19 protein-coding genes are annotated in these 17,056 nt (G+C 53.2%); 10 read left to right on the forward strand and 9 right to left on the reverse strand.

Going from position 1 to position 17,056, the window contains the following annotated elements; genetic code table 11:
* Nucleotides 1-2: 2 nt before the first annotated feature.
* Nucleotides 3-974, reverse strand: a complete 972-nt coding sequence (locus ACF8OF_RS13935) for a LysR family transcriptional regulator (RefSeq protein ID WP_262882869.1) — start codon at nucleotides 972-974, stop codon at nucleotides 3-5.
* Nucleotides 975-1,046: 72 nt separating this feature from the next.
* Here ACF8OF_RS13935 and ACF8OF_RS13940 point away from each other — a divergent pair, with 72 nt between their 5' ends.
* Nucleotides 1,047-2,267, forward strand: a complete 1,221-nt coding sequence (locus ACF8OF_RS13940; protein WP_392496980.1) for an MFS transporter — start codon at nucleotides 1,047-1,049, stop codon at nucleotides 2,265-2,267.
* Here ACF8OF_RS13940 and ACF8OF_RS13945 read toward each other — a convergent pair.
* Entirely contained in the window at nucleotides 2,220-2,615 is a 396-nt protein-coding gene (locus tag ACF8OF_RS13945; protein ID WP_279798010.1) for a VOC family protein, read from the reverse strand. The genes ACF8OF_RS13940 and ACF8OF_RS13945 overlap by 48 nt on opposite strands.
* A 111-nt stretch (nucleotides 2,616-2,726) precedes the next feature.
* The gene (locus ACF8OF_RS13950) at nucleotides 2,727-4,148 is read right to left on the reverse strand and encodes an MFS transporter (protein ID WP_392496981.1); all 1,422 of its coding nucleotides are present in this window, start codon (nucleotides 4,146-4,148) and stop codon (nucleotides 2,727-2,729) included.
* A gap of 134 nt (nucleotides 4,149-4,282) precedes the next feature.
* On the opposite strand from ACF8OF_RS13950, the gene ACF8OF_RS13955 reads away from it, so the two are divergent.
* The gene (locus ACF8OF_RS13955) at nucleotides 4,283-5,080 is read left to right on the forward strand and encodes a helix-turn-helix transcriptional regulator (protein WP_262859134.1); all 798 of its coding nucleotides are present in this window, start codon (nucleotides 4,283-4,285) and stop codon (nucleotides 5,078-5,080) included.
* On the opposite strand, the gene ACF8OF_RS13960 is transcribed toward ACF8OF_RS13955, so the two are convergent.
* The 3 genes from ACF8OF_RS13960 to ACF8OF_RS13970 form a co-directional block, all read right to left on the reverse strand.
* A complete protein-coding gene (locus tag ACF8OF_RS13960) occupies nucleotides 5,077-5,712 on the reverse strand; it encodes a LysE family translocator (RefSeq protein ID WP_392496982.1) in 636 nt (211 codons plus the stop codon). The two genes, ACF8OF_RS13955 and ACF8OF_RS13960, sit on opposite strands and share 4 nt — an antisense overlap.
* Nucleotides 5,709-6,683: a prolyl aminopeptidase gene (gene pip, locus ACF8OF_RS13965; RefSeq protein ID WP_392496983.1), complete on the reverse strand. Its 975-nt coding sequence runs from the start codon at nucleotides 6,681-6,683 to the stop codon at nucleotides 5,709-5,711. The genes ACF8OF_RS13960 and pip overlap by 4 nt, the downstream gene beginning before the upstream one ends.
* Nucleotides 6,684-6,804: 121 nt before the next feature.
* The gene (locus ACF8OF_RS13970; RefSeq protein ID WP_392496984.1) at nucleotides 6,805-7,992 is read right to left on the reverse strand and encodes an MFS transporter; all 1,188 of its coding nucleotides are present in this window, start codon (nucleotides 7,990-7,992) and stop codon (nucleotides 6,805-6,807) included.
* A gap of 115 nt (nucleotides 7,993-8,107) precedes the next feature.
* Here ACF8OF_RS13970 and ACF8OF_RS13975 point away from each other — a divergent pair, with 115 nt between their 5' ends.
* From ACF8OF_RS13975 to ACF8OF_RS13985, 3 genes are all read left to right on the forward strand, one after another.
* Nucleotides 8,108-9,010, forward strand: a complete 903-nt coding sequence (locus ACF8OF_RS13975; RefSeq protein ID WP_262859130.1) for a LysR substrate-binding domain-containing protein — start codon at nucleotides 8,108-8,110, stop codon at nucleotides 9,008-9,010.
* Between the two features lie 114 nt (nucleotides 9,011-9,124).
* Nucleotides 9,125-10,177 carry a serine hydrolase domain-containing protein gene (locus tag ACF8OF_RS13980; RefSeq protein WP_392496985.1) on the forward strand — a complete coding sequence of 351 codons (1,053 nt, stop codon included), beginning with the start codon at nucleotides 9,125-9,127 and terminating at the stop codon, nucleotides 10,175-10,177.
* On the forward strand, nucleotides 10,164-11,249 hold the full coding sequence (locus tag ACF8OF_RS13985; protein ID WP_392496986.1) for an alpha/beta hydrolase family protein: 1,086 nt from the start codon (nucleotides 10,164-10,166) through the stop codon (nucleotides 11,247-11,249). The genes ACF8OF_RS13980 and ACF8OF_RS13985 overlap by 14 nt, the downstream gene beginning before the upstream one ends.
* On the opposite strand, the gene ACF8OF_RS13990 is transcribed toward ACF8OF_RS13985, so the two are convergent.
* On the reverse strand, nucleotides 11,240-12,025 hold the full coding sequence (locus ACF8OF_RS13990; protein WP_279797929.1) for a DJ-1/PfpI family protein: 786 nt from the start codon (nucleotides 12,023-12,025) through the stop codon (nucleotides 11,240-11,242). The genes ACF8OF_RS13985 and ACF8OF_RS13990 overlap by 10 nt on opposite strands.
* A gap of 93 nt (nucleotides 12,026-12,118) precedes the next feature.
* Between ACF8OF_RS13990 and ACF8OF_RS13995 the strand changes: the two genes are divergently transcribed.
* Nucleotides 12,119-12,733: a TetR/AcrR family transcriptional regulator gene (locus ACF8OF_RS13995; protein ID WP_392496987.1), complete on the forward strand. Its 615-nt coding sequence runs from the start codon at nucleotides 12,119-12,121 to the stop codon at nucleotides 12,731-12,733.
* 20 nt (nucleotides 12,734-12,753) lie between these two features.
* On the opposite strand, the gene ACF8OF_RS14000 is transcribed toward ACF8OF_RS13995, so the two are convergent.
* Together ACF8OF_RS14000 and ACF8OF_RS14005 are read right to left on the reverse strand one after the other, a co-directional pair.
* A complete protein-coding gene (locus ACF8OF_RS14000) occupies nucleotides 12,754-13,611 on the reverse strand; it encodes a PhzF family phenazine biosynthesis protein (protein ID WP_392496988.1) in 858 nt (285 codons plus the stop codon).
* Between the two features lie 28 nt (nucleotides 13,612-13,639).
* On the reverse strand, nucleotides 13,640-14,482 hold the full coding sequence (locus ACF8OF_RS14005) for a PhzF family phenazine biosynthesis protein (RefSeq protein ID WP_392496989.1): 843 nt from the start codon (nucleotides 14,480-14,482) through the stop codon (nucleotides 13,640-13,642).
* Nucleotides 14,483-14,586: 104 nt separating this feature from the next.
* On the opposite strand from ACF8OF_RS14005, the gene ACF8OF_RS14010 reads away from it, so the two are divergent.
* The 4 genes from ACF8OF_RS14010 to ACF8OF_RS14025 all read left to right on the forward strand — a co-directional run bounded on the left by ACF8OF_RS14010 (nucleotide 14,587) and on the right by ACF8OF_RS14025 (nucleotide 17,034).
* The gene (locus tag ACF8OF_RS14010; RefSeq protein ID WP_392496990.1) at nucleotides 14,587-14,991 is read left to right on the forward strand and encodes an NUDIX domain-containing protein; all 405 of its coding nucleotides are present in this window, start codon (nucleotides 14,587-14,589) and stop codon (nucleotides 14,989-14,991) included.
* A gap of 105 nt (nucleotides 14,992-15,096) precedes the next feature.
* Complete coding sequence (locus ACF8OF_RS14015) at nucleotides 15,097-15,933, forward strand: AraC family transcriptional regulator (RefSeq protein ID WP_279798008.1); 837 nt, start codon at nucleotides 15,097-15,099, stop codon at nucleotides 15,931-15,933.
* A gap of 85 nt (nucleotides 15,934-16,018) precedes the next feature.
* Nucleotides 16,019-16,726, forward strand: a complete 708-nt coding sequence (locus ACF8OF_RS14020; RefSeq protein ID WP_279797923.1) for an AzlC family ABC transporter permease — start codon at nucleotides 16,019-16,021, stop codon at nucleotides 16,724-16,726.
* On the forward strand, nucleotides 16,723-17,034 hold the full coding sequence (locus tag ACF8OF_RS14025; RefSeq protein WP_024473104.1) for an AzlD domain-containing protein: 312 nt from the start codon (nucleotides 16,723-16,725) through the stop codon (nucleotides 17,032-17,034). Before ACF8OF_RS14020 ends, ACF8OF_RS14025 begins: the two co-directional genes overlap by 4 nt.
* The last annotated feature ends 22 nt before the right edge of the window (nucleotides 17,035-17,056 follow it).

A 17,056-nucleotide genomic window follows, 5' to 3' on the forward strand; every position in this document is an offset into this window, starting at 1 on the left:
AGTTATTCCTTATGGGTGATTAGCGGGGATTCCCATACGGCTTTCCCCTGCCATTGTGTTTCCAGTGTATTGAGAAATTCGCGGACTTTCGGTGCCAGAAATTGTTTTGACGGATATACCGCACACACGGGTTCGCCCGGCGGTGTAAATACAGTCAGTATCGGCTGTAATACCCCTTTCGCTATCTGAGGACCGGCCAGAAAAGCACCGAGCTGACAGATCCCCCCATCAGCCAGTGCAGCATCAAGCACCGCGCCGGTATCACCCAGACTGAACCGGCCGCTGACCGGATGCAACTGAACGTTTTTATCCCGCATAAACTGCCAGGGAACATGCCGTCCCCGGTGGCGGAAGATAAGACATTCATGTGCTGCTAACTGTTCCGGTGTTTCCGGTATACCGTGCAGTGCCAGATAACCCGGTGACGCACAGGTCACCAGACGATGAGGTGCCAGAACTTTGCGCACCAGGCGGCTGTCATCATTACCGCCGATACGCACTGCCACATCAATTCCTTCCTGAACCAGATCACAGTAATCATCCGAAAAACTGACATCAATATCAACACCGGGCCATTGTGCGGCATACTGTTGTATTACCGGCATCACATAATTGCGGCCAAAAACCACAGGGACAGCAACCCGCAATGTACCGGAAGGTTTTTGTCTGCCTTCATACAATGCATTTTCCGCATCATCCACCTCGGATAATATCCGTTTGGCATGCTGGTAAAAGCGCTCACCTTCCTCCGTGAGACGCAGCCGACGCGTGGTCCGGTGAAGCAGACGGGTACTGACACGGTTTTCCAGGCGCTGAAGACACTTTCCGGCAGCGGAACGTGAAATCTGTAATTTTTCAGCGGCCGATGTGAAATTACCGGTTTCACTGACCCGCACAAAAACCAGCACATCGAATAAGTTATCCAGCAGTAAACCATTTTTATCTGCCACAATTTGTCCCCGGTGTTTGGCCAAAGGTGATATTTATCTGCCATACTGGCGCAGATAGACTCTCTTCTCAAGTAATGTTATTACCATGAGGAATGTATGTCAGACAGTCATTGTTTATCACTTTCATTGCCGCCTGCCCGCCGGGGGTGGCTTTCTGTTGTTGCGCTGACCCTCGCAACCTTTGCTGTGGTCACCACTGAGATGCTGCCGGTCGGGTTACTGACGCCGGTTGCCGCTGAATTCCGGGTGCCGCAGGCGTATGTCAGCCTGATGCTAACCATACCAGCCCTGGTGGCGGCGCTTTGTTCCCCCCTGATTATTTTGTTCACCGGCCGCCTGAACCGTCGTTATCTGCTGATGATACTGATGCTGTTATTAATGGTGGCCAATATCTGTGCGGCAACAGCCACCCACTTCTCTGTTCTGGTCGCGGCCAGGATTATTGTCGGGCTGAGTATCGGCGGGATCTGGGCAATCGCCGGCGGAATAGCTGTCAGGCTGGTCGATTCCCGGCATGTGGCACTTGCCACTTCTCTGATATTTGCCGGTGTTGCCGCCGCATCCGTGCTGGGAATTCCCGCCGGGGTGATCCTCGGTGAATGGGTCGGCTGGCGTGGCGTATTTGGTATCATGAGCCTGTTTTCCCTGGCAGTGTTGCTGCTGATGCTGAATCTTCCCTCTCTGCCACCGATTCAGGCACCGGTTGTCCGCGATTTTCTGACCCAACTCCGCCGCCCGGTGATCCGTACGGGGTTGCTGATCACATTGCTGCTGGTGACAGCCCACTTTATGGCATTTACCTTTGTCCGTCCGCTTCTGCAACAGAACCCGCAATTGCAGGCACATGAACTCAGCGGGTTACTGGCACTGTACGGTATTGCCGGTATTGCCGGTAATTTCGTGCTGGGGTTATTGTCCGGTCGTCATCTGTTCCGTGCCGTATTCTATATTACCGGTGGTATTGCCCTGAGCCTGGCCGGGTTACTCCTGCTGCCTGCCGTTCCTGTATCACACATCATCATTCTCATGCTCTGGGGAATGGCATACGGCGGTGTATCTGTGACGCTGATGAACTGGATGATCCGCTACAGTGCACAAGCGATTGAAGTCACCGGATCACTTTATATCGCCTTTTTTAACACCGGTATTGCTGCCGGTTCTGCTGCCGGGGGCATAATGGTATCCGCGTTCTCCTTACAGGGAAATGTCATTGCAGCTCTCATCTGTACTGCAATGGTGCTGATACTGATTTCCGGTTTTGTTCTCCGTTTATACCGCCCGGGATGTGACCGGCAGGCCAATCTCGATCAGGTTTAAATCGGGGTCACGGAAATAGACCGATATTATCGGGCCGGTTGCACCGGTGCGTTCCACCGGCCCCTCTTCCGTAACAATTTTTTCTTTTGCCAGATGCGCCAGCGTCTGTTCAACCGGGGTCCCGGTGAGAAAGCAGAGATCTGCTGAACCGGGCACCGGTTTATCCGCATTCGGCAGAAATTCATTTCCTGCCTGATGCAAATTAATTTTCTGACGGCCAAATACCAAAGCCTTGCGATCCCCGCGAAATGTAATGACCGAAAATCCCAGTACACGGCGGTAAAAATCACAGGTTTTTTCTATATCGGCGACGGTCAGCACCAGATGGTCAAGGTGTGAAATTGTAATCATCAGACAACTCTCTGTATTTGCGGTTGTTCATACCTTACGTGGTATCACATTGGCTGAAAATACACAATTTTGAGTATTTTCTTTTTTTAATACATCCGTAATGATGAATTACAGGCAGGATGGTGTTTCAGGTTTCCGGGCGTGTGTCAGCCGGTAAATCAGACATGCGGCACACAGTGCCATCAGCACATTAAACCCGAGACTGACACTGTAAAGCGCAGCGGGAGCAGATAACAACACGGTGTCTCCGCTGTGCCGGAGTGAAAACTGTAAAATAACAGATACGGCGGTTGCCCCTGTTGCCGCACCAATCTGTTGTAATGTGGCCGTCAGTCCGGATGCCATCCCGGCCTGAGCCGGTGTAACCCGGGACAGCACAATATTCAGCATCGGGGTCATAATCATGCCTTGTGTGAACCCGACAAAAAACAGAAACAGGCTGAGTATCGTATTTGCGGTGCTTTGCGGCAGGAAATTCAGCCCGGCGATTAATGCCAGATAACTGACGGTATACCCTAATGCACCGTAATAAATTACCGGTTCGCCCCGGCGGATAGTCAACCGCGGCGTGATAAAGGAGGCAATCACAAAACCGATACTGGACGGCACAAAAATCAGCCCTGCTTCCAGCGGTGTGGCACCCATACCGTTTTGCAGCAGCAGAGAGAGTATCAGCGGAAATGCCGATGACGTGGCATAAACACACAGTACAACACCTGTGCCGGTGACAAATTGCCGGTTATTCAGTACAGCAATATCAAACAGCGGCGTTTGCCCGGTGCGTGATAAATATTGCTCATAACGGACAAAACAGAGCAACAGAACGATACCCGTAAGCAGCAATCCGGTACTGAAAAGTGTCAGACCCCACACCGGTAACATCAGAAGCGGTAACAGAAATGCGGTGATACCTGAGGCGGATAACAGCACGCCCGGCCAGTCCGTAGTGAGTCCGTCAGCAGCGCATCCCTCCTGCAAATGGCGGGACAACACCAGCGCCAGAAGACCAACAGGGAGATTAACCAGAAAAATCAGCCGCCAGCTCATATCAAACAGATTCAGGGTAATAAGCCAGCCACCCAGTGCCTGACCGGCAATCGCAGCCAGCCCCAGTGTCATACCCAGCCAGCCGAAGGCTTTTCTTGCCTGTGTTTCATCGAAATTCAGGCGGATCCCCGCATACACCTGCGGGAACAGCAATACGGCTGCCAGCCCCTGGATAAAACGGGCAATCACCAGTAATAAGGCTGTTGGTGCAGCAGCACACAACAGTGACGCGAGTGTAAAAAAGGCCATTCCGGCCTGATATAACCGGCGGCGTCCGTAAATATCGCCCAGTCGTCCGCCGGTGATCAGCAGAAGGCCGAATGCCAATTCATACCCGGCAATAATCAGTGTCAGTTCAGTAAAATTGGCCTGTAAGCCGCGTTCGATACTGACTATCGCCACATTGACGACAAACAGATCAAAAATGGTGACAAACCCGGCGAGGACTAATACAAACAGTGCGATACGTTGTTGCTGATTCATGTTTTTCTCATTTTGCCATTTTTAAAAGCAGGAATGAGACTATAATCATGCCGTTATCCTGTTACAATTTAATCGTTTATACTATTACTAATAATAACAGGCACTAAAGGCAACATAACATAAGGCATCTGAACATGAGTGAAAATCCGCGCACACGGCCGGAGCTGGCTGATTTTTTACGGACAAAACGCGAAAGTCTGACTCCGGAATGTGTGGGCCTGCCACCTACTTCACGCCGCCGTACTCCCGGTCTGCGCCGTGAGGAAGTCGCCGCACTCGCCGGTGTGGGTCTGACCTGGTACACCTGGCTGGAACAGGGACGTGAAATCGGCGTATCCACCCGCTTTCTGGACAACCTTGCGCGGACACTGCGTCTGAATGAGGCAGAACGCCAGCACCTGTACCTGCTGGCCCATCAGCGGGCACCCGAAGCGTCCGGTGATACGGAACATCATGTGCCGCCGGTTATCACCCGGATGCTGGATGATTTTCCGGATAATTATCTCTGCTATGTGCTGAATCTGCACTGGGATGTGCTGGCGTATAATGAAAAAGCGGATCGTTATCTGCACTTCTCTGAAGCACAGCCCGGGATGTGTAACTTTCTGTATTTACTGTTTACCGATCCCCGCTATCAAACCCGCTTTATTGACTGGGAAACCGATGCTCAGCGTCTTCTGGCCAGTTTCCGCCGGGATTATGCCAGAACAAAACATGACCCCAATATTCAGCGGATGATCACAGCGTTATGTCAGGAGTCTGCAGCTTTTGACACCTTGTGGAATAAACACGAAATCTATCAGCCCTGTAACGGTATCCGTGAAATTGAGTTTAACGGCAGACGGGAAACCTACGAGTATGCGTCCCTGACATTTGATATTGATAAAGCCAACCGGCTACTGGTGTACACCCCGGTTACCGGTGAGGATTAAATCACCGATGCCACTGCCAGCAGTAATGCCATAAGGATCATCAGGATACCGCCGCACAGATTAAACCAGCGCAGACTGTTTCCCCGGAAAAATGACGCGGATTTAACGGCATGTGCAGCATAAACCCAGATAATATCGATAACAATACCCAGCACTATCGGGATCAGCGACATCAGCAGTAACACAGTGGTCACAGACATCTCCGGTGGAATTTCACCGGTAAATCCGGGGACAATTGTACCGAACATAATCACGGATTTCGGGTTCGCGGCACCAACAATAATACCGGCAAAAAATGACTGACTGCCTTTATTCGCCGGTACATCTATCGCCATACTGATACGGGATGCCCGGACATACTGCCAGCCAATCAGCAACAGGACAAATGCCCCGGTCAGACGAATAATCATCAGGATCTGCGGAGAAGACATCAGTACCGCGCCAATGCCGAAAGAAAGTAATACCGCAATGCTGTACATACCGATGGCATTTCCGGCCACGCCTTTCAGGGCATTTTTCTTCCCGGCAGATAACGCCTGACCGACCAGAAACAGAATACTCGGCCCCGGAATGGCAATCAGCACGGAGCTGGTGATCATCAGCCCCAAAATACCCTGCAAATTGCCGGTCATGGCTCCTGACCGGCAAAATAGTCTGTGGCCCGCAGCAGCTGATCCCGGATCCCCGGTTCAGACATCGCATGCCCTGCACCTTCAATCAGATGCAGCACAGATCCCGGCCAGGCTTTATGCAGATGCCACGCAAAGGTTGCCGGACACGGCATATCATAACGGCCGTGGACAATGATTCCCGGAATACCCTGCAGCCGCTGAATATCACGCAGCAACTGTCCTTCCTCCAGCCAGCACTGGTGATAAAAATAGTGATTTTCCAGCCGGGCAAAGGCGATGGCGAAATGGTCATCGGTAAATTCATCCAGATGCTCTGCATCCGGTAACAGCGTGGTGGTTTTCCCTTCCCACAACGTCCAGGCTTTGGCTGCCGCCAGCTGAACCTGAACATCGTCACCGGTCAGCAACTTATGGTAGGCAGCAATCATATTGTGCCGTTCCTGCACCGGAACCGGTGCCAGAAAGGCTTCCCACTCTTCCGGGAACATCTGTGAAACGCCAAATTGGTAATACCAGTTCAGTTCTGCCTGTGTCACGGTATACACACCGCGCAGAATGATTTCACTGACCTGCTGCGGATATGTTTCACTGTATGCCAGCGCAAGGCTAGAGCCCCAGGAACCGCCGAATACCAGCCATTTGCTGACACCGATATGTTTTCTCAGCCGCTCAATGTCATCCACCAGATCCCACGTGGTGTTATGGGTAATTTCAGCATGGGGTGTTGAGCGCCCGCAACCGCGCTGGTCAAACAGCAGCACATCATAACGTGCCGGATCAAAATAGCGCCGGTATTCAGGGCTGATGCCGCCGCCGGGCCCGCCGTGCAGGAAAACCGCCGGTTTCGCCCCCGGTGTGCCGGTGCGTTCGTAATAGATCCGGTGACCATGACCAACATCGAGAAAACCGGTCTCATAAGGCTCAATAGCCGGATACAAAGTACGGAATGTTGTGTCAGAAGAGGTTGTCATAGCAAAATCACCGGTTATCAGTAAACAGAATCCACCACTCTAATCAATAACCCGCACAAAAGACAAGCAGTCCGTGGATTTATATCACGGACTGCCATACTATTTTAACCAGCGAATTCATTCAGATAGTCGTGCATTGCTCTGCATCTGAGACAGACTTCTGCGGTTTTGTCCGGCGTAAGGTTATCCGCAGCACCACTAATCCGGCGGCCGCTACCGCCGCCCCGGCATAACTGACACCGGCATAATCACCACCATTTGCCAGCACCGATGCCCCCAGCGCGGCACCCACTGCATTACCGAGATTAAAGGCACCGATATTAACTGATGAGGCCAGTGCCTGCGCTTCAGAGGCTACCTGCATGACTTTGACCTGAAGCGGCGGAACGATACCAAAACTGGCTGCTCCCCAGATAACCAGCATGATCCCGGCGGTGACAACGTCACGAGCCATAAGCGGAAACAGAACCATCGTCAGCGCCAGCAATGTAAATAATCCGTACAATGTGCGGGAAACAGAACGGTTTGCCCAGACACCGCCCAGATAATTCCCCAGTGTGAAACCCAGCCCGACCAGAATCAGCATAATGCTGATCTGCGTTTCCGGAACGGCAGAGATAAAGGTCAGCGCGGGAGCAATATAGGTATAAAACGTAAACATGGCGCTGGCACCCAGCACGGTACACAGCATTGCCATTAATACCGCCGGACGGGTCAGCACCTGTAATTCACGGCGCAGATTAAGTGCCTGTCCCTGCATATTACGCGGCAGTGATCGCAGCAGCGCCGCCATTGTCAGCAGGCCGAGAAGGCTGACCACAAAGAAGGATTCACGCCAGCCCAGCATCTGGGACAGTTTGGTGATCGCCGGAACGCCGCCGATATTGGCAATCGTCAGCCCCATAAACATGCCCGCAATCGCCCCGGCTTCTTTGCCTTTGGCTGCCACCCGTGTCGCCACCATAGCACCGATACCGAAAAACGCGCCGTGATTCAGGCTGGTGATAAAACGGGCGACCAGCAGCGTATTATAATCCGGTGCCAGCGCCGACAGCACATTACCTGCTGTAAAGATACTCATCAGGAAAATCAGTGCCGCTTTCGGCGAACGCCGGATCAGCAGTAACGTCATTACCGGTGCTCCCAGCATCACACCCAGTGCATACACCACAACCAGCATCCCGGCGGCGGGAATGGAAACAGCCAGTGACCCGGCGATTTCCGGCAGCATACCCATCGGGGAAAATTCCGTTGCCCCGATAGCAAACGCGCCGACAGACAGGGATAACAGAGCAGTATTTGTTCGCATAATGTCCTCAGAATAAAAAACAACGTCACAATGTTGTCAGGACGGGGATTCTGCCACATTGATTTTTGCGGAAACAGCCGTTAATCTGCAAAAAACAATTGAATAAGACGCAACAATGAAAATCACGCTGGAAGAAATGCGGGCCTTTATCGCCGTGGTTGACAGCGGCTCCGTTACGGCTGCCGCCGCACAGAACGGGTTGACGGTTTCCGCTATCAGCCGCGCCCTGCTGCGTCTTGAAGAAAAGATGAACAGTACCCTGCTGTACCGTACCACGCGGCGGCTCAAACTGAGTGAGGAAGGTGCATTATTTCTGCAGAAAGCCCGTGATGTGGTGCAACTGGCGCAGGAAGCGGAAGATGTGCTGATGAACCATAAAGAGATCCCCTCCGGCACACTGCGTATTGATGCCTCAACACCTGTTCAGCTCCATGTGATAGCACCGCTGGTGACACAATTCCATGAACGTTACCCGCAAATCCGCCTTGAACTGACCAACTATGAAGGCATTACCAATTTACTGGAAAAGCAGACCGATATTGCATTCCGCTTCGGTCCGCTGGCGGATTCTTCCCTGCATGCCACGCTGATGGGCTACACCCGCCAGCGGGTTCTGGTCAGCCCGCGCTATCTTCAGCAACATGGCGAGCCGAAAACACCGGAAGATTTGGCACAGCATACTCTGCTGGGATTTATCGCCCCGGAAAGCCTTAACACCTGGCCGCTGTATAACGGCAATAAAAAGGGACTGAAAATTACCCCGTCACTGGCGGCGAGCAGCGGGGAAATTATCTGCAACCTGGCGCGTTCCGGCGCAGGGATTGCCTGTATCTCTGATTTTGTGACACACGAAATGCGCGAAAACGGGGAATTTCGTCAGGTTCTGACGTCATACACTTATGAAAACAAACTGCCGATTAATGCCGTGTATTACCGCAGTCAGGCACTTTCTCCCCGGCTGCGCTGCTTTATCGATTTTGTTCTGCAACACAGCCAGTGTTTTAAACGTACCGGTTAATCTGAACACTACCTTAAGCCGCTGACGGCGCATCTCAGTATCCTCTCGACAATATTTTTCAGCGCATTTAGTCTTAAAACAAACCTGCCCTGTAAAAATAAGAGAGAAATAACAATGCAAACGGCACTGAATGCGCTGACAGCGGGCTTTTCGCCGGATGAGCCCGGCGTTATCGTCATGGTACATACCGATAACGGCGCAACATGGTACAGCTGCCGGGGCATGGCGGATGTGGCAACCCGAACGCCGGTGACACCGGACACTATTTTCAATTTAGCCTCCGTTTCCAAACAATTCACCGCATTTTCGCTGCTGTTACTGGTGCAGGAAGGTAAAATTGCGCTCAGTGATTCTGTTTTGTCCGTCTTGCCGGAGCTGGGCGAATATGCCCGTCCGGTGACATTACGCCATCTGCTGCACCACACCGGCGGACTGAAGGACTATATGGATCTGGCTTTTGCCCGGAAAACCGGTTTTTATGACCCGCTGACACCACAGGAAACCCTGGCGGATCTGATCCGTCAGACAGACGCGGATTTTCCGCCCGGTACCCGCCATGATTACAGTAATACCGGCTATTTTCTGCTGTCTCAGGTGATTGAGCGGATCAGCCGACAGTCATTGGCTGATTTTGCCCGTGAACGGATTTTCGCGCCGCTGGAAATGAATAATACCTTTATTGTTGAACAATATCCTGCACCACAGACCATTGCCACCGGTTACGGTAAAGCGGCCGGTCAGTGGCGTATTTCCGAAAGCCCGTGGACACACACCGGTGACGGCGCGGTACACTCCAGTGCCGCTGACCTGATGAAATGGGGCGAAAACTATCGCACCGCCTGTGCCGGTGGTACTTCGCTGATACAACAGATGTCAGAAACCCTTTCCCCGCTGACAGAAAACGGCACGCCCGTTACGGATTATGAGCCTTATGCTGCGGGGTTACACACCCTTCATCATTTCGGTGAACTGAGTCTGGAACATGCCGGAGGCTGGATGGGTACCAGTACTTACTTTATCCGGCTGACAAAATCAGACAACACTATCGTCGCGTTATCCAACCGCGAAGAGTGCGATACCGAAACGCTGGCCCGTGCCGCCGCTGCCGCCTTTCTCCGCCCTGCTTTCCCTGCCGTGATCACGGACCACTGGGATGAGGAAGAATAACAACATGATAGCGCGTTATCTCCGCCGGATACTTGCCGGGCTCGTTCTGCTGTTGCTGGCTGCCGGACTGGTGCTGTTTTTTACCAGCCATCTTGATGATTTTGATTTCGACAATGCGGTAGCAAAAGAACTGACCTTCATCTCACAGGGAGATACCCTTTCCGGTACCCTGCTGCTGCCCGGCAGCGGACACCCTGCGGCGATTGCCGTGATTATTCATGGTGACGGCCCGCAGGACAGATATTCAGACAACGGATATAACCCGCTGTTTAATACTCTGCTGGATGCCGGTATTGCAGTATTTTCCTGGGATAAAGCCGGCACCGGTAGCAGTCAGGGAAACTGGCTGCATCAGTCAATGGATGATCGCGCAGCGGAAGCCGTGGCAGCACTGACACTGATACAGCTCCGCTATCAGAACACCCCGGTAGAGGTTGGTTTTCTCGGTTTATCCCAGGCCGGATGGGTGATCCCGGTGGCGGCAGCACAATCGCAGCCTGATTTTTCCGTGATTATCGGTGGTGCGGTGAACTGGCGGGATCAGGGACAATTTTATCAGGGGCTGCGCTACGCACAGCAGGGTAAATCTCAGGCGGAGATCACTCAACTGCTAACCGCAGAGCAGGCGGAGAATGACCGGATATTTGGTGCGGATGGTTCAAAAGACCCGGCACAGCGGGGTGATATGACACCCGACCGTTTTGAATTTGTGGTCAAAAATTACCTCAGCGATGCCACCCCGGCGATCCCTCAGATGAACGGGCGTGTGCTGGCGGTATGGGGCGCTGAGGATCTGAATGTCGATGCCCGGCAGAACGCCTGCCATTATCAGTTACTTTTGAAAGATAATCCAAAAGCAAATGTTGTTGTCTTTCCGCAGGCCGGGCACAGTTTATTACAGGCACCCGCCTTTAATTATCAACTCAGCAGCGACTGGCCGGTACTGCGCCAGTGGCAGTTTCTGTATACCGGACGGGGAGCCTATTATCCGGGAGCATTATCTCTTATCACTGACTGGATCAAAGACAAAACCCCGGATTTGACAGCGTATTATCCGGTTTGTCAGCCCTGAATCATCTGCTGATAACAGGCATAGCCGCGCTTCGCTGCGTCGTGATATTGCCGGTTAAGCGGCGCGGTCATGCTTTGTGAAACGGCAGTCATTTCCGGTCCCGCGAGTTGCGGGGAGCCGGTGCGGAACGGCGGGCGCGGGTCGTATTCAATCGCCAGTTCAACCAGCGCAGCCAGCTCCTCACCCCGCAGGGCTTTCAGCACCAGTAATGAGGCATCAAACGAACCGGTGGCCGGACCCGAGGTGTAGATAGTATCGTCGATCACCACATCACTGCCGCCGATGGCAACAGCCCCGACATCAGGCAGCATCGGCACCACATTGCTGTTACTGGTTGCCCTTCTGCCTGTCAGTAATCCGGCGGTGCCCAGCATCAGCGAACCGTAGCAGGTGCCAATCACATATTTTGCTTTTTGCCCTGCCTGTGCGAAAAAGCGGATCACCTCAGGGTCTTCAATCACTTCCGGCGGCACCATGCCGGTCACCAGCACATCCAGATCATCCGGACACTCATCAAAGGTCATTGTCGGCATCGTCGGCCAGCCGATATAGCCCTCCACCAGCTCCCGGCGTTTCCAGATAAAATAGATTTCCGCCCCGGCAATCGTAAAAACGGACTGCGCGCCGTTGATATCCATCGGCATATAGCCCGGACAGACAAAAATCCCGACTTTCAGCAATGCGGGCTGTGATGCGCGTCCGGCAGCGATCAGCGCCTGAATGGAAGGCGTGCTCAGCCCGTAAATCGTTTCAACTGCATAATCATGATCAGACATCAAAATACTCCGTAACAACATTTATTTACTAAACGGTAAAATAATGCATGAGGTACAATGATGTAAATTGTTTTTATACTGATCGGTAATCAAATGGCACAAAAAGGCAGACCCCGGAATTACGACAGTGCCGCCGCACTGGATAAAATCATGGTGCAGTTCTGGCGCAAAGGGTATACCGCAACGTCTCTCGATGAACTGGCCGCAGAAACGGACATGAGAAAACCCAGCCTGTACGCCGCTTTCGGTAATAAAGAACGGCTTTATCATCTGGCAATGGACAGGTTCGGTGAAATCGCTCAGGCGCATTATTCCTCAGCACTGGCACCAAAGACGCCCGGTGAGCCGCTGGCCGCCCGCCTGACCCGCTGGTTACAGGCAACCGTCACCCTTTATACCGGAGAGCATGGCCCTGCCGGATGCATGGTGTTATCGACAGCCGCTGCGGAAGTGTACGACCCTGCTATCCGCAAACGCCTGCAGGAAGTGATTGCGGCACAGGAGGTGATGGTACTGGATTGTCTGAATGAAGAGAAAACCGCGCTGCGCGATCCGGATTCCGCCCCGCTGCTGGCAAAAACACTGACCGCGTTTCTGCACAGTATTTCCCTGCGCGCCCGGGCCGGTGAAAGTGCGGAGCAGCTGGCAGAGATGGTTCGTGCCGGTCAGCTGGTATTGCAGTCTGCACTGACATCACCGGCGGTATAATATCCGCCGGTGAGTATTTTTCAGCGCAGTGAAACCTGACCCCGGATACAGTCTGTCACAGCACCGCCGACCCAAATCCCGTCCGCATCCTGCCGGACACTCAGCCAGCCGTCACGTTTCACGCTCTCCCCCTGACGAGCCAGATAATGCGGCGGTAACGTACCATTGCCGATAAGCCACTGCGCCAGTGCCGCGTTCAGGCTGCCGGTTACCGGGTCTTCCGCACCCCGGCGGTTAATAAATGCCCTTACCGCAAGTGTGGCTTCACTGCCCGCGGGATACCGGGCACACACGCCGATTTTATACAGTGCGTTATTCCCTGACTGACTGAGTACCGCATAATCCGGCGTAATTGCCAGCAGGCGGGCAACGGAATCCACCTCAACCCCAGTCCAGGCCGGGCCGTTATCAATATACTTTGCCTGTAAAATAGCATCACGGGGAATGTCGTATGCCGATGCAATCGTATTGCATTCATCTTCTGTCAGCATCCGTTCGTTAATCATCGGCGGTGCGGCAAAGGCGGTTCCCTGTTCAGACTGACGCAGCGTGATAAGCCCGGCGGCGCATTCCTGAATGATATCCCGTGTCTCACTGAAACCGGTATACTGCTTCCAGACATGGCAACTGCCCAGCGTCGGGTGTCCGGCAAACGGCAGCTCACCGTCCGGAGTGAAAATCCGGACACGGTAATCAGCCTGCGGATCCCGGGGTTTCAGCAGGAATGTGGTTTCACTGAGGTTTGTCCAGCGGGCAAAACGATGCATCTCTTCATCGGCCAGATCATCCGCATCAACCACCACCGCCAGCGCATTGCCGAGCAGTGGTACATCAGAAAACACATCAACCTGATAAAAGGAATGGGTTTTGTTGTTCACGGTAATTATCCTTTTGGTTTACTTTCAGTCAGTGCAGCGCTGCCTGTCCGGTGATCACGCAGGTCACATCCCCGGCAACCCATACCTGACCCGCTTCCTTAGTAACAAAGATTTTGCCGTCCCGGCTGATAACCTGTCCCTGTCCGGCCACATAGAGTTCCGGCAAAATACCTTCGCCGGTCAGCCACTGGGCAAGCGATGCATTCAGACTGCCGGTTACCGGATCTTCTTCCCCCAGAGAACAGCATAGTGCACGCACCTCCAGCTGAACCGGTCCGCTCTGGTCGTCATACAGTGCACACAGGCCGATATCATACCCATCCAGCAGGGAATAATCCGGTTTCGCCGCCAGCACCTTCGCAACAGAAGTCAGTTGCAGGCCAATCCATCCCGGCCCGTTATCCACCCATGCAGAGCGCACCACATCTTCATCACGCAGACCCAGTGCTTTCACTATATACGCCACCTGCTGCGGATCAGTATCCCCGCCGCGTAACAGTGCCGGGGCAGCAAATGCCAGCCGGTTATCCTGCTGACGGATAGTCACCATACCGACCCCGCACTCCTGAATGATATCGCGTTTATCATTAAACTGCTGTGTTTCGCGCCAGACATAACAGGTGCCCAGGGTCGGGTGTCCGGCAAACGGCAGTTCACCGTCCGGGGTGAAAATGCGGACCCGGTAATCGGCCTGCGGATCCTGCGGTTTGAGCAGGAATGTGGTTTCGCTGAGGTTTGTCCAGCGGGCAAAACGGAGCATTTCCTCATCCGTCATATCATCCGCATCAACCACCACCGCCAGCGCATTGCCCAGCAGTGGTACATCAGAAAAAACATCAACCTGGTAAAACTGATAAGTGCGGGTATTCAACGTTATTATCCTTTTTATGTGGTAACAGAGCAGAGCTGATGATTTTTATCACAGAAAACGATTATGATGAAATCATTAACCATTACTGTGATAAAGGAACGATAATGACGGCAAAAATGATCGATAAACTGGCACTGATCACGCTGAAAGACGGCAAAGTAGCCATGGTCCGCTCTCATAACAAAACCCTGTTCTACGCGCCGGGCGGCAAACGTGAAGCCGGTGAAACTGACGAACAGGCACTGTGCCGCGAAATTGACGAAGAACTGACGGTGACACTGACACCGGACACCATCACGTTTTACGGGGAATTCACCGGTCAGGCGGACGGTAAACAGGACGGCACACAGGTGCGTATCCGCTGCTATCAGGCGGAATTTACCGGCGTACTGCAACCGGCTGCGGAAATTGCGGAACTGGACTGGCTGGACAGCCGTGATCTGCCCCGCTGTTCTCTGGTCGCGGCACTGATTGTGAAAGACCTGGTGGCGCGGAAACTGATCAGCTGATGAAACTGACAAACTGATATCGTGCGGCTGCGCAATTTTGTACAAGACAAGATGTAACGCAGTGCGATAATGACCGGTTACCGTAAAGACAGCGCAGGACACACCATGCAGAGTGACGAACACGCCCGCGAACAGGCGGACTATTTTCATCTGGACGATTTTTATGGTCTGGGGATGATCTCTGCGCGTTATTATCAGCAAAAATTCAGCCGCCATACGCACGAAGGCTTTTGTATTGGTGTGATTGACGACGGTGTTCAGCAATTTTTTCGTACCGGCAGTAACCATTATGCCCCGACCGGCGATATCATTCTGGTGAATTCCGATGAAATCCACACCGGCTCCTCGGCTCTGGAAACCGGCTGGGCCTACCGCGCGATTTATCCGACACCAGAGATGCTGAACACGCTGATGCAGGATCTCAAATCAGCCGATCAGGGCTTTGTCCCCTGGTTTTCCCACGCAGTGGTGCATGACCCCGGCCTTGCCGCACAATTACGCCTGCTGTTTGATGTGTTGCTGAAGCCGGATAACCGGCTGCTGAAAGGCTCACTGTTACTCTCAACGCTGGCGTGGCTTATCACCCGTCACAATAAAAAAGGCTTTCGCCCGGCGGAGATCACCCCGGCCGGTCAGCGCCTGCAGCATATTGCTGAGATGATGAACAGCCATCCGGAAACCGATTATTCCCTGGATGAACTGGCTGCAATGGCGAATCTCAGCCCGTGGTATTTTCTGCGACAGTTCCGTCTGCGTTACGGCATGCCGCCCCACGCCTGGCTGATTCAGGCGCGTCTGCGCAAAGCGCGTCAGCTGTTGCAAAACGGCGGTCGCCCGGCGGATGTCTCTTTACAGTGCGGGTTTACCGATCAAAGCCACTTTACCCGCCATTTTAAACGGGCAATGGGTGTTTCTCCGGGCAAATTTATGCAGCGCCGCTGATATCGCTGAACAATTTTGTACAATCTTCCTGCTGCCGGGTCATGGCAGAGTATCCGGACTGTTTTACGCTGTACGGATGATAACAATGACAACAACCACAGATTTACCCGCCTCTCCGCTGAAAGATTTTTTTACCGGCGCACTGCATATGACCCCGCTCAACCTGGCCGTGGTGCCGTGGGCGATCCTTGCCGGATCGATGGCAGTGGACAGCGGCCTGACCTTTGCACAAAGTGTCGCGATGTCCGCCATGGTCTTTGCCGGTGCCGCTCAGTTGGTGACGCTCGGCCTGCTTAACAGCGGTGCCGGGGTGATCACCATTATTGTGTCCGTCTTTTTTATCACCTCACAACATCTGCTGTACGGGCTGACGCTGCGCCCGCATGTGCGTTCTTTTTCCCCGCTGCAACGGGCCGGTATCGGCTTTCTGCTGACGGATGAACTGTTTGCTGTCAGTGTCGCCGGGCGGCAGCGCCTGAGTTTTGCTTATCTGTTCGGTGCCGGACTGAGTTTTTATCTGGTCTGGGTGCTGGTCAGTATTCTCGGCATTGTGCTGGCCCACAGCATCAGCGACCTGAGTCAGCTCCGGCTCGACTTTTCGGTGGTGGCGACACTGCTGGCGATTGTGGTGCCGCTGATCAAATCAAAAAGTGCACTCGCAGGGGCCCTGTTCTCCTTTGTGGTCACGATTATGCTGACCCGCGCCGGAATTCAGGGCAGTGCGGTGATTGCCGGGGTCAGCGCTATGCTGCTGGCGGTTCTTCTGGGACGTAAATGGGGGGATGTAAAATGAGCTGGGGATTAATACTCGCACTGACACTGATGCTGTTTTCGCTGCGCTTTATTTTTCTGATCCCGGGATTACCGCTGCGGCTGCCGGTCTTTATTCAGCAGGCACTGACCTATTCCGCCCCCTGTCTGCTGGTGGCTATTTGCGCGCCGATTGTATTATTAGAGGAACAGCAGTTCCGTGATATCAGTGATAACCCGTATTTATGGGGTACGCTGTTCTGTATTATCGCCGCACGGCTGATTAAAAATACCCTGCTGACTGTGGTCCTGACGCTGGTATTTTTCTACACCCTGATTTATCTGTTCTGATTATTTAACTGTCCGCACCGGA

Origin of the sequence: Morganella sp. TYF_1 (assembly GCF_043105645.1) — a bacterium.
GTDB classification, from domain to species: Bacteria; Pseudomonadota; Gammaproteobacteria; order Enterobacterales; family Enterobacteriaceae; genus Morganella; species Morganella morganii_B.